Source organism: Pseudomonas sp. GL_090 (genome assembly GCF_057837765.1).
The window spans coordinates 4283064-4295246 of the sequence record NZ_CM174452.1 but is presented as its reverse complement, the minus strand read 5'-3'; the positions used below and the strand labels follow the sequence as shown (position 1 = coordinate 4295246).

Below are 12183 nucleotides of genomic sequence, written 5' to 3'. Positions count from 1 at the left end.
TGATTTAGTTGCGCGCCATTCTAGGGGAAGAAACCCTGTTTTTTAAAACCGACCGCCCACAGGCGGGTCGGGTTTATTGTTACAAGATGCGCATCCGTCGATTCAACGTACCAGGCACGGCCGCTTGTTATCGAACTTCCAGCCGGGAATCAGGAACTGCATCGCCATGCTGTCATCCCGCGCCCCCAGGCCCATGCCTTTGTAGAGTTCATGAGCTTTGGCGACCTGGTCCAAGTCCAGCTCCACCCCCAGCCCCGGTTTCTGTGGCACCTGCACGCAGCCGTCGACGATTTGCAGCGGGGCCTTGGTCAGGCGCTGGCCGTCCTGCCAGATCCAGTGGGTGTCGATGGCGGTGATCTCGCCCGGCGCGGCCGCCGCGACATGGGTGAACATCGCCAGGGAGATGTCGAAGTGGTTGTTGGAGTGCGAGCCCCAGGTCAGGCCCCACTCGTGGCACATCTGCGCCACGCGTACCGAGCCCTGCAGGGTCCAGAAGTGCGGGTCGGCCAGGGGAATGTCGACTGACTGCAACTGGATCGCGTGGCCCATCTCCCGCCAGTCGGTGGCGATCATGTTGGTTGCGGTTTTCAGGCCTGTGGCCCGGCGGAATTCAGCCATGACTTCGCGTCCCGAGTAACCGTTTTCCGCCCCGCACGGGTCTTCGGCATAGGCCAGGACGTGATGCTGATCGCGGCACAGGCGGATGGCTTCTTTCAATGACCAGGCGCCATTCGGGTCGAGGGTGATGCGCGCATCGGGGAAGCGTTCAGCCAGGGCCGTGACGGCTTCGATTTCGGCGTTGCCGCTGAGCACGCCACCCTTGAGTTTGAAGTCCTTGAAGCCATAACGCGCGTGGGCCGCCTCGGCCAGGCGCACCACCGCATCGGCGGTCATGGCTTTCTCGTGCCGCACGCGGAACCAGTCGTTGTCGGCGTCCGGTTCGCTGCGGTAGGCGAGGTCGGTTTCGTTGCGATCACCGACATAGAACAGATAGCCGAGCATCTTCACTTCATCGCGCTGCTGACCTTCGCCGAGCAGGGCGGCCACCGGCACGTCCAGGTGCTGGCCGAGCAAGTCGAGCAATGCGGCTTCCAGGCCGGTAACCGCGTGGATGGTGATGCGCAGGTCGAAGGTCTGCAAACCGCGGCCGCCGGCATCGCGATCGGCGAAGGTCTGGCGTACCTGATTGAGAATCTTCTGATAAGTGCCAATCGGGCTGCCGACCACCAGGCTGCGGGCGTCTTCGAGGGTCTGGCGAATGCGCTCGCCTCCCGGCACTTCGCCAACGCCGGTATGGCCGGCGTTGTCCTTGAGGATCACGATGTTGCGGGTGAAAAACGGGCCGTGGGCGCCGCTCAGGTTGAGTAGCATGCCATCGTGGCCGGCCACCGGAACAATCTGCATGCTGGTGATGATCGGGGCCTTGGCGATTTCTTGTGCAGTCATTTTTTTATCCTTTCAGGCGTGACGTGGCGCAGCTTTGGCCGATTCGACGGCAGGCGCGGATTTGGGTTTGTTGCGGGCGGCAAACACGATGATGGCGGCGATGATCGAGGTCGCGGCCAGGCCGTACAGCCCGCCCTGAATGGAACCGGTGCGTTCTTCCAGCAGGCCGAACGTGGTCGGCGCAACGAAGCCGCCGAGGTTGCCCACCGAGTTGATCAGCGCGATGACACCGGCGGCAATGCGCGCATCCAGATAGGCCTGGGGAATCGGCCAGAACAGCGACGAGGCCGATTTGAAGCCCAGTGCAGCAAAGCAGATGGCGACAAAGGCGAAGACCGGCCCGCCGGTGGTGGACATGAACATCCCGGCCGCGGCGATCAGCAGGGCAGTGGCAACCCAGGCTTGCTGGTGTTTCCACTTGGCCGACAGGGACGCGAAGGCGTACATGCCGACAATCGACAGCAACCACGGGATCGAGTTGAACAGCCCGACCTGGACATCGCTCAGCTCGCCCATCTTCTTGATGATGCTCGGCAGCCAGAAGGTCGCGGCGTAGATGGTCAGCTGGATAAAGAAGTAGATCAGGCAGAACAGGATGATCTGGCGATCCTTGAGCAACTTGCCCAGCGACGGCTTGATCGGCGTGGCGGCCTCCCGGGCCAGTTGTTCGTCGTCGATGGCCTTGACCAGTGCATCCTGCTCTTCGCGGCTCAGCCATTTGGCGTCATGGGGTCTGGAGTCCAGCCAGAACCAGACGAACACGCACAACCCCACCGAAAACATGCCTTCGATGAAGTACATCCATTGCCAGCCGTGCATGCCCAGGCCGCTGATTTGCAGGAGTAGCCCGGACAGCGGGCCGGAGATCAGCGAGGCAATCGCCGAGCCGCTGAGGAAAATCGCAATCGCCTTGCCGCGCTCTACGCCGGGCAACCAGCGGGTGAAGTAGTAGATCACCCCGGGAAAGAACCCGGCTTCGGCCACGCCCAGCAGAAAACGCAGGATGTAGAAGTGGGTTTCGTTCTGGATGAACGCCATGCCCGCGGCGACCAGGCCCCAGGTCAGCATGATCCGCGTCAGCCATATACGCGCGCCGACTTTCTGCAGAAGGATGTTGGAGGGCACCTCGAACAGTGCATAACCGATGAAGAACAGACCGGCACCCAGGCCATAGGCGGCCGCGCCAATGCCCAGGTCGTGTTCCATGTGGGCACGGACAAAACCGATGTTCACGCGATCAATGTAATTGACGATGAACATGATGACGAACAGCGGCAAGACGTGACGTTTGACTTTGGCGATGGCGGACTTCAGCGCTGAATTGGCGTCGTCGTGCATCCCGGAGATGGATGTATTCACTGCGTTTTCTCCCACTCGTTATTTTTATGCGGGGTGAAGCTGGGTGTTGTGTTGTTGATAGACATCATACAACTAGATTTTTTGATCGCGCAACTACGTTCGTCCAACAGAATAGCGCTTTTGCTGGGATTATTTATTCTATTAGTGGTGATTGATGGCCTTTCTGGCTGCTCAATATGGGCGTGTTGTTGAGTGTTGTCATACAAGCTAGACGAGATTTTTCAGGATTCCCGTCCGGCGCGGTGCTACGATTCGATAGCCCTGATTTCGGACACTCCCATGCAAGAAGACCTCGAAGTACCCGCCCGCAAGCGCAGCCACAACCTGGCCCATGACTTGGTGGAGAAACTGACCCAGCGCATCCTGCTCGGCCAGATGTTGCCCGGTGACAAGTTGCCGTCGGAAAACACCATCGTTCAGGAACACGGGGTCAGCCGCACGGTGGTGCGTGAGGCGATCTCGAAGCTGCAAGCCTCGGGGCTGGTGGAAACCCGGCACGGCATTGGCACGTTCGTGATCGAGCGCGCGCCGGAGCAGGGGCTGCGGCTGAATGTCGATACGGCGTTGGGGGTGCGCAGTATTTTGGAGTTGCGCATGGGCCTGGAAACCCAGGCGGCGGCGCTGGCGGCAACGCGCCGCACCGACCTGCAGCTGGCGCAGATGCGTGAAGCGCTGGATGACTATCAAAGCCTGCTGGCCAACAACGACAGCTGTGTCGAAGCGGACCGGCGCTTTCATCTGCTGATCGCCGAAGCCACCGGCAACGTTTGCTTCACCGAAATCATGCAGCACCTGGGCAGTGCCATGATCCCGCGCACCCGGGTCAATGCCGCCGAGCGTGGCGCGGTGGATTTGAGCAAGCTCGGTCAGTTGGCCAACCTGGAGCACGAGGCGATTCTCAACGCCATCAAACGCCAGGATCCGGACGCGGCGAGGGCGGCGATGTGGCTGCACCTGACCAACAGTCGCGACCGGTTTTCGGCCAGTTGATGGTCAGTGATACCGCGTCATCGTTCTTCGCGAGCAGGCTCGCTTCCACATTGGAATGCGTACCCCTGTGGAAGCGAGCCTGCTCGCGATGACGCCAGACGAGTCAGCGCAGAAATCAGATTAAATTCTGGCAACCCGAGCAACGACCGGCTGCCGCTCCAGATTCAACGCCAGCACACTCGCCAACACCACTAACCCGCCGACCACGATCATCGACGTCGGCCGCTCGCCAAGCGCATAAGACGCAATGACCATCGCCGTCGGCGGCGTCAAATACAGGGTCATCGTCGCCCGGCTCAAATCGACATGCGCCAGCACATAGGCCCAGGCCAGGTACGCCAGGGCACTGGGAAATATCCCCAGGGCAATCACTGCAAACTGTACGCGCAGCGGCGCCTGGGCGACTTGATCCGCCAGGCCGGGCAAAAAAACCAGCAACAGCGCTGTCCCGGACCACACCGTGTAACACACCAGCGTCAGCCCGTCGTAACGCCCGGTGTGATGCTTTTGCAGGGCAAAGTAGAGGCTCCAGGACACCGCTGCCAGCAGGATCAACAAGCCGTGGGCGTCGATGCTGCCCAGGCCGTGATCGCCGGCTACGACAACCAGCACGCCAAACAATCCGAGCAGCACACACCCCCAGCGCCACAGGCTCACCTGATCCTTGAACACGAAGCGTGCAATCAATGTGCTGAACAGCGGCGTGGTCTGCGCCAACACGCTCGAAGCACCTGCGCTGACACCCTGCTGTCCGAAGTTGATAGCCACGTGGTGCAGGCTTACCGCGAAGAAACCCAGGCCGAACATCAGCGGCAGATCGCGCAGACTCGGCAGGCGAACGCCCTTGAACATCGCGACCACGGCCATGAATACGGAAGCCAGCAGGAAGCGCAGCAGTGCCAGATGCACGGGGTCGTAGGCCTGTAAGCCGATATGGATGCCGGTCGGGGAATAGCCCCAGCACGCCACGACAAACACCATGGCCAGGATGATTTTCCAGGGTGAAACGGGGGAGGGTGTGAGCGGCGTCATGGTCGTGCACCTGTGGTGGATGCACCGAGTATCGGAAAGCGGATCGTTCGCCACAACTGACTTATAATGCTAGAACCGTTCACTGTGGGTGATGTATGGAACTGGCACAGATTCGCATGTTCAAGACCGTGGCCGATGTCGGCAGCATCGCCCGCGCGGCCGAATTACTGCATTGCGTGCCGTCGAACATCACGGCACGGATCAAGGCCCTGGAGGCCGAACTGGGTGTCGCGCTGTTTCTGCGTGAGGGGCGAGGGCTGCGCATCAGCCCGTCGGGGCAGACTTTTCTGGCCTACGCCTCGAAAATTCTTGCCCTCACCGCCGAGGCCAAGCGTGCGGTCGACCCTTCGGCCGAACCGTCGGGGCCATTGCGCATCGGGGCCATCGAGTCGTCGGCCACCGGGCGATTGCCGCGTTTGCTGGCGAAATTCCACAAGCGTTTCCCACAGGTAGCGCTGGAGTTGAGCACCGGCTCCTGGGGGCAGTTGCTCGATGACACGCTCAATCACAAGCTCGACGGTGCCATCGTGGCGGTGGACGTCGAGCGTGCGCACCTCAAGCGCACGCCGATGTACCGCGAAGAGCTGCTGCTGATCGCCTCGACCTCCCTGGGGCCGCTGCGGGACGTCAGCGATTTGCAGGACCAGACCGTGTTCATGTGGCCCCAGGGCTGTCCATACCGGGCGGCGCTGGAGCATTGGCTGTTGCGACAGGGGCAGGCGCTGCCGATTGTCAGCCTGGCCAGCTATGGCGCAATTGTCGGTTGCGTCAGCGCCGGGGCCGGCGTGGCGCTGGTGCCCAAAGGCGTGTTCGATCAATACGCCAAAGGCGCCGGGTGCGCGGGGTTTGAGTTCCCCGAACTGACCGCCGTCGACAACCTGTTCTATTGGCATGAAAACGCCGGGGTGCATCCGGCGCGTGAGGCGTTTGTGGCGATGCTGCGCGAGGAATTTGTCTGACGCATTTCCTTGTAGGAGCGAGCCTGCTCGCGATAGCAGTGCATCAGTCAACGTTGAAAGTGACTGACACTCCGCTATCGCGAGCAAGCTCGCTCCCACAGGGTTTTGTGTGTATTTGAAGGTCAGTTCACACCTACGTCCCGCATCAGCAAACCAAACTCCAGATCCACCGCATCCGGAATCGGCAAATACACCGTATGCCCATCCCCCGGTGCAACTTCGATCGCTTCACCCTTGGCGTTTTGCAATTGATGCAGATCGAAGTGGAAGTTGCCCTTGGGCGTCATCAGCTCCATGTGATCGCCCAGGCCGAAGCGGTTTTTCACCTTGACCTCGGCCAGGCGATCCCGCCGCTGGCCGGTCAGTTCACCGGCAAACTGCTGGCGCTCCGAGACCGAACTGCCGTTCTGGTAGTTCTGGTATTCGTCATGCACATGCCGGCGCAGAAAACCTTCGGTGTAGCCGCGCTGGGCGAGGGACTCCAGGTCGGTCATCAGGTCGCGGTCGAAGGCCCGGCCCGCCACCGCATCGTCGATGGCCCGGCGATACACCTGGGTGGTGCGCGCGCAATAAAAGTGCGATTTGGTCCGGCCTTCGATTTTCAGGGAGTGCACGCCCATGTGGGTCAGGCGTTCGACGTGCTGCACGGCGCGCAGGTCCTTGGCGTTCATGATGTAGGTGCCGTGTTCGTCTTCGAAGGCCGGCATCTGTTCGCCGGGACGATTGGCTTCTTGCAACAGGAACACCTGATCGGTGGGCGTACCGATGCCCAGGGTCGGTTCGGGATCGAAGGTCTGGACGATCTCGCCGAGCTGGTTTTCCGTGGCCGGTTGCGCCGAGTATTTCCAGCGGCAAGCGTTGGTGCAACTGCCCTGATTGGCGTCACGCTTGTTCATGTAGCCCGACAGCAGGCAGCGACCGGAATAGGCCATGCACAACGCGCCGTGCACGAACACTTCCAGTTCCATGGCGGGCACTTGCTCGCGGATCTCGGCGATTTCTTCCAGGGACAGCTCCCGGGACAGGATGATCCGGCTCAAGCCTTGCTGCTGCCAGAACTCGACGCTCGCCCAGTTCACCGTATTGGCCTGCACCGAAAGGTGGACCGGCATCTGCGGATAGTGCCGGCGCACCAGCATGATCAATCCGGGGTCGGACATGATCAGCGCATCCGGGGCCATGGCGATCACCGGTTCAAGGTCCTTGAGGAAGGTCTTGAGCTTGGCGTTGTGCGGCGCGATGTTCACCACCACGTAGAAGCGCTTGCCCCGGGCCTGTGCCTCGCGAATGCCGAGGGCGAGGTTGGCATGATCGAATTCGTTGTTGCGCACCCGCAGGCTGTAGCGCGGTTGGCCGGCGTACACCGCATCGGCGCCGTAGGCGAAGGCGTAACGCATGTTTTTCAGGGTGCCGGCGGGGGCGAGCAGTTCTGGCGCGGTGAGGGTCATGGCGGTGTCGGTCGCAAAAGCCGCACAGGGTAAATGCCCTGTGCCAAGGGTTTATTGACCTGGATCTATGCCTGATCAACAAACCGATGGCACTCGCGCGAGCCGTGGCGGACTAAACATCAAGACGAAAGTTTTTCGTCCTGACTGGCTCGCACGGATCGGACATGAACGAAACGACCCTACAAGACAAGTCCTTGATGGTTTTGCTGGTGCTGGTGAGCGCTGCCTTCATCTGGATCCTGCTGCCGTTTTACGGCGCGGCGTTCTGGGCGGTGATCCTCGGCATCGTCTTTGCGCCACTGCAGAGTCGACTGCAACTGAAGTTCGGCTGGCCACGCAACCTCACGTCGCTGTGCACATTGAGCATTTGCCTGGTGATCGCGATTCTGCCGGTGATCACCATCAGCGCCTTGCTGGTTCAGGAGGGGGCGGTACTCTACAAACGCGTCGAGAGCGGTGAACTCGACATCGCCGGGTACGTGTCGCAGTTCAAGCACAGCCTGCCACCGTATTTCCAGTATCTGCTGGATCGCTTCGGCATGGGCGAGTTGAGCGGGCTGCGAGAGAAAATCGTCAAGAGCGCAATGACCGGCGGACAGGTGCTGGCCTCTCATGCATTCAGTTTCGGCCAGGGTACGTTCGAGTTCATCGTCAGTATCTTCATCATGCTGTACCTGCTGTTCTTCTTCCTGCGCGACGGTGCGGAACTGGCACGCAAGGTACGCCAGGCGGTGCCGTTGCAGGAGCAGCAGAAACGCCGTTTGCAGCTCAAGCTCAATCATGTGGTGCGGGCCACGGTGAAAGGCAACCTGTTGGTGGCCATTACCCAAGGCGCGCTGGGCGGTCTGATCTTCTGGTTCCTGGACATTCCCAGCGTATTGCTCTGGGCGGTGTTGATGGCGTTTCTGTCGCTGCTGCCGGCGGTGGGGGCGGGAATCGTCTGGCTGCCGGTGGCGGCGTTTTTCCTGTTCACCGGGGCGATCTGGCAGGGCGTGTTGCTGGTATTGTTCGGGGTCTTCGTGATCGGGCTGGTGGACAACCTGCTCAGGCCGTTGCTGGTGGGCAAGGACACCAGAATGCCGGACTACATGGTCTTGATCTCGACCCTCGGCGGCCTGTCGATTTTCGGGTTGAACGGCTTTGTCATCGGCCCGTTGATCGCGGCCCTGTTCATGTCGAGCTGGGCCATTTTCGTTGAAACCAAACCGCGGATGCAGCTGCCTTAGGCGCTGAGCCTGCCGGACTGGCCGGTGCCGATGCGTTGCGACAGTTCACGGGCGGCGGGCAGTGAAGTGAGCGGGCCGCTGATCTGCACGCCGTCCTGCACCAGATACCAGCAGGCGAGCATGCCCAGCTCCCTGAGCTGTGCGGGGACGGCGCTGCCGATAACGGACATGATCTGAACCTTTGACATGACAAGTACCTCCATCAATCTGTGGAGTTACTGTAAGGTCCGGGTGCCTTGAGGAGTAATCAACGCTTTCGATAGTGGTCATTGATGCCAGAGGGGGTAAACGACCCTTGGACGGTCAGCTGACCACCTGATCAAGCATATGAACCACTTCCTGCTCGTTGAGCAGGCCCTTGCGCACCAGGCTTTGCGCCAGCAGCGAGAGAAACTTGGCGCTGCGATGACCTTCCAGGTGCTTGAGTTCGGTCAGTGCGTTGTACACCTTGCCGGAGGTGCACAGACCGACGATGCGGTGCGGGTTTTGCGTTGGCATGTGGTCGTCCTTGTTGTTATCAATCTGTTTTCGACGGACAGCAGCGAGCTTGCGGAACTGTCATGACAAAAATATGACCGTTTTTTGCCACACGGCAGAAATCGGCTCGAGTTCATCTTGCCCGTTTCAGCCACGGGCACTGTCCCGATAGCGACCTTGGCGAGATTTATTCAGACCTGCACCGACAAACGGGCATAAAAAAGCCCCGCTGTTTCAGCGTAATGCTGTTCAGTTAAGCGAATGTGGTCCTCTGTAGGAGCGAGCTTGCTCGCGATGGTCGTCAACGATGACGCTGCAAACCTGATACCCCGCGGTGTTCTCAGGTTCATCGCGAGCAAGCTCGCTCCTACAACTTCCTTAAGTGAACAGCATTACGCAGTTTCAGCGGGGCTTGATGAGTTCGTTACCAGCGGCCATGGCCGTGGCCGTAGTAGCCCCGTGGCGGGCCATAGTAACCACGGGGTGGACCGTAGTACACCGGGACCGGACGGTAGTAGATCGGTTGCTGCACGTAGACCGGGGCCGGCTGGTAGTAAACCGGAGGCGGTGGTGCGTAATAAACCGGCGCGGGCTGGTAGTAGACCGGTTGCGGTGCGACGTAGACCGGGCGGTTGGCGTTGATCAGAGCCGAGCCGACGATGGCAGTACCAACGATCGCTCCAAATACCGCGGCGTCATTACCACCACCGGCTTGCGCCTGTCCTGCGATAGCGAGGGTGCCGATCAGCAAGGCTACTGTGGGGACTTTACGGATCATGATAGTTCCTCGGTTCTTCCACCCGGCGCCTGTATCTGCAATAGACCCAGGGATTGTCGCGGGGATACTTCTAAGACAGCTTTTTTTCGAAAAACAGCACGGCGGCGAGGTAAATTTTGTGTAAGGTCTGTACCGACTTTCTTACCGTCCCCTGTAAGGCCGCGTTAACACACTTATATGATCGATCAGAACCCGATGGAGGGCTAATCCCGTCCATCCGAAAAGTGCATTTGAAGGAGCTTGCCCATGCAGATGAACCCCAACAAAGACACCCAGCTGTGCATGTCCCTTTCAGGACGCCCCGGGAACTTTGGTCTGCGTTTTCACAATCATCTGTATGAACAGCTGGGTCTGAATTTTTACTACAAGGCCTTTGCCAGCCAGGACCTGACGGGTGCCGTCGCCGGCATTCGCGCCCTGCGGATTCGTGGTTGTGGCGTGTCGATGCCGTTCAAGGAAGCCTGCATTGCCCTGGTGGATGAACTCGACGCGTCTGCCGCCGCCATTCAATCGATCAACACCATCGTCAACACCGACGGACATCTCAAGGCCTACAACACCGACTACATCGCCGTGGCCCAATTGCTTGAAAAACACCAGGTGCCCAAGGACTCGAGCTTTGCCTTGCGCGGCAGCGGCGGCATGGCCAAGGCCGTGGCGAGCGCCTTGCGCGATGGCGGCTATGAAAACGGCCTGATCGTGGCCCGCAACGAGCGCGCCGGGCAGGCGCTGGCACAGTCGTTGGGGTATGAGTGGCAGGCCGAGCTGGGGAATCGTCGCCCACAAATGCTGGTCAACGTCACCCCGATCGGCATGACGGGAGGACCTGAGGCCGATCAACTGGCCTTCGAGTCTGATGTGATCGAAAAAGCGGAAACTGTCTTCGATGTGGTAGCGATTCCCTCGGAAACACCGTTGATCGTGCGTGCTCGTGCCGAAGGCAAGCGGGTCATCACCGGACTGGAAGTGATCGCGATCCAGGCACTGGAGCAATTTGTGCTCTATACCGGCGTACGTCCGACGGACGAGCAATTTCACAAGGCCGTGGCGTTTGCCCGCAGCTAGGAGCTGTCCATGCATCCCCCCATTCTCAATCTGGATTCGGTCGAACTTGAAGCGCTGCCCGAAGCGTTTGCGCCGGGCGGTGAAACCGCCGGGCGCTATCAACAGCGCCTGGCCCGAGTCGGTCAGCAATTGGGGGCGCAAAAGCTGGGTTATCGCCTGTATGCGCTGGAGCCAGGCATGCGCGGCAGCCCGTTCCACAGTCATCGGGTCAATGAGGAAATGTTCTACGTTGTGGCCGGGGAAGGAGAGGTCCGCCTGGGAACCGAACGTTTTCCGATCCGCACCGGTGATGTGATCGCCTGTCCACCGGGCGGGCCTGAAAAGGCGCACCAGATCATCAATACCAGCAACGGCGAGTTGCGATACCTGGCCGTCAGCACCCAGCAATCACCGGAGATCTGTGAGTACCCGGATTCCGGCAAGTATGCCGTGATGGATGATTTCAAGGTGGATGCCGAGGGTAATGCGTCAGGCTTTGTTGCCGTTGCCCGGCAAGCCGATGGGGTGGATTACTGGGACGGCGAATAGGCGCAGCCTCTCAAGCTACTGTAGGAGCGAGCCTGCTCGCGATGGACGTCAACGATAACGCGTGCTGTCTGAATGAGCGCGTCGTCTGGACGTTTTTCGCGAGCAGGCTCGCTCCTACAGGTTTTTTTGCCAGGCAAACATCCAGGTTATTCGAGCCGAGCCAGCCTTTCTTCCAGCGCCGCAATCCGCGCTTCCAGTTCTTCGATGCGTTCAACCGAAACCCCGCTGCTGCCACGCTCGGCCGGGTTGTTCCTTGCCGCCATGATCGCTTCGATATCCGCCGGGTCGCCCAGGGCGTGGGTGTATCGGTCTTCGCGCTGGCCAGCCTGACGCGGAATCAGCACCGCCAGACCCCGGGCAATCAGGCGTTCGAGTTGATGCACCACCTGTTCGGTGTCTTCGAACTCATGCATGCGGCCGCTACGGGTCAGCAGTTCATTGACGGTCTGCGGACCACGCAGAAACATCAGCCCGGTCAGGATGACTTGCGCCGGCACCAGTTCCAGGGCCTTGTCGACCTTGTGCTCCCAGCGGTCGGCGCGGCTGCCCATCACCAGCCTGGCGAAACCGCGTCCTTCGAGGGCGCGCAGGCTCTGGCCGACCTGGCCCGGCGTCAGGTTCATCACCGGCTCGCGGCTGGTTTTCTGGTTGCAGGCAATCACCAGGGCATTGAGGGTCAGGGGATAGGTTTCCGGGCTGGTGGCCTGTTTCTCGATCAACGATCCCAGAATGCGGATTTCCGTGCTGTTGAGCCGCGGCTCGTCGAAAGTCGTCTCTTGCTCAGTGCTCATGGTTCTGCATCCTTAGCCGATTCATGTTTTTCACTTGCGTAAGCGCACTTTGACATCGCCCGTTCGGACTAGGCAAGGCTAACG

At 60.3% G+C, this 12183-nt stretch carries 13 protein-coding genes; 5 read left to right on the top strand and 8 right to left on the bottom strand.

Annotated features, from left to right (window positions below; translation table 11 throughout):
- Window positions 1–102: 102 nt before the first annotated feature.
- Window positions 103–1446 (bottom strand): glucarate dehydratase, encoded by a 1344-nt coding sequence (gudD, locus tag AC3ITA_RS19290; protein ID WP_095946138.1) that lies wholly within the window; start codon window positions 1444–1446, stop codon window positions 103–105.
- 12 nt (window positions 1447–1458) lie between these two features.
- Complete coding sequence (locus AC3ITA_RS19285) at window positions 1459–2805, bottom strand: MFS transporter (protein ID WP_489278215.1); 1347 nt, start codon at window positions 2803–2805, stop codon at window positions 1459–1461.
- A 279-nt stretch (window positions 2806–3084) separates the two neighbouring features.
- On the opposite strand from AC3ITA_RS19285, the gene AC3ITA_RS19280 reads away from it, so the two are divergent.
- Entirely contained in the window at window positions 3085–3795 is a 711-nt protein-coding gene (locus AC3ITA_RS19280) for a FadR/GntR family transcriptional regulator (RefSeq protein WP_056722458.1), read from the top strand.
- A gap of 120 nt (window positions 3796–3915) precedes the next feature.
- Here the strand turns inward: AC3ITA_RS19280 and AC3ITA_RS19275 are convergent, their stop codons facing one another.
- On the bottom strand, window positions 3916–4827 hold the full coding sequence (locus AC3ITA_RS19275) for a DMT family transporter (RefSeq protein WP_489278214.1): 912 nt from the start codon (window positions 4825–4827) through the stop codon (window positions 3916–3918).
- 95 nt (window positions 4828–4922) lie between these two features.
- Between AC3ITA_RS19275 and AC3ITA_RS19270 the strand changes: the two genes are divergently transcribed.
- Window positions 4923–5786 (top strand): LysR substrate-binding domain-containing protein, encoded by an 864-nt coding sequence (locus AC3ITA_RS19270; protein WP_150673436.1) that lies wholly within the window; start codon window positions 4923–4925, stop codon window positions 5784–5786.
- Between the two features lie 122 nt (window positions 5787–5908).
- Here AC3ITA_RS19270 and trhP read toward each other — a convergent pair whose 3' ends face one another.
- The gene (gene trhP, locus AC3ITA_RS19265) at window positions 5909–7234 is read right to left on the bottom strand and encodes a prephenate-dependent tRNA uridine(34) hydroxylase TrhP (RefSeq protein ID WP_489278213.1); all 1326 of its coding nucleotides are present in this window, start codon (window positions 7232–7234) and stop codon (window positions 5909–5911) included.
- A gap of 164 nt (window positions 7235–7398) precedes the next feature.
- Here trhP and AC3ITA_RS19260 point away from each other — a divergent pair, with 164 nt between their 5' ends.
- Complete coding sequence (locus tag AC3ITA_RS19260; RefSeq protein WP_489278212.1) at window positions 7399–8460, top strand: AI-2E family transporter; 1062 nt, start codon at window positions 7399–7401, stop codon at window positions 8458–8460.
- Here AC3ITA_RS19260 and AC3ITA_RS19255 read toward each other — a convergent pair.
- The 3 genes from AC3ITA_RS19255 to AC3ITA_RS19245 all read right to left on the bottom strand — a co-directional run bounded on the left by AC3ITA_RS19255 (window position 8457) and on the right by AC3ITA_RS19245 (window position 9715).
- Window positions 8457–8648, bottom strand: coding sequence for a hypothetical protein (locus tag AC3ITA_RS19255; protein ID WP_008004165.1), 192 nt, complete (start codon window positions 8646–8648; stop codon window positions 8457–8459). The two genes, AC3ITA_RS19260 and AC3ITA_RS19255, sit on opposite strands and share 4 nt — an antisense overlap.
- 115 nt (window positions 8649–8763) lie before the next feature.
- Window positions 8764–8958, bottom strand: a complete 195-nt coding sequence (locus AC3ITA_RS19250) for a hypothetical protein (RefSeq protein WP_095946372.1) — start codon at window positions 8956–8958, stop codon at window positions 8764–8766.
- Window positions 8959–9361: 403 nt separating this feature from the next.
- Window positions 9362–9715 (bottom strand): hypothetical protein, encoded by a 354-nt coding sequence (locus AC3ITA_RS19245; protein ID WP_489278211.1) that lies wholly within the window; start codon window positions 9713–9715, stop codon window positions 9362–9364.
- Window positions 9716–9961: 246 nt separating this feature from the next.
- Here AC3ITA_RS19245 and AC3ITA_RS19240 point away from each other — a divergent pair, with 246 nt between their 5' ends.
- Window positions 9962–10780, top strand: a complete 819-nt coding sequence (locus tag AC3ITA_RS19240) for a shikimate 5-dehydrogenase (RefSeq protein ID WP_095946370.1) — start codon at window positions 9962–9964, stop codon at window positions 10778–10780.
- Between the two features lie 9 nt (window positions 10781–10789).
- Window positions 10790–11308 carry a cupin domain-containing protein gene (locus AC3ITA_RS19235; RefSeq protein WP_095946369.1) on the top strand — a complete coding sequence of 173 codons (519 nt, stop codon included), beginning with the start codon at window positions 10790–10792 and terminating at the stop codon, window positions 11306–11308.
- A gap of 146 nt (window positions 11309–11454) precedes the next feature.
- Here AC3ITA_RS19235 and AC3ITA_RS19230 read toward each other — a convergent pair whose 3' ends face one another.
- Window positions 11455–12099 carry a YceH family protein gene (locus AC3ITA_RS19230; protein WP_095946368.1) on the bottom strand — a complete coding sequence of 215 codons (645 nt, stop codon included), beginning with the start codon at window positions 12097–12099 and terminating at the stop codon, window positions 11455–11457.
- Window positions 12100–12183 lie beyond the last annotated feature (84 nt).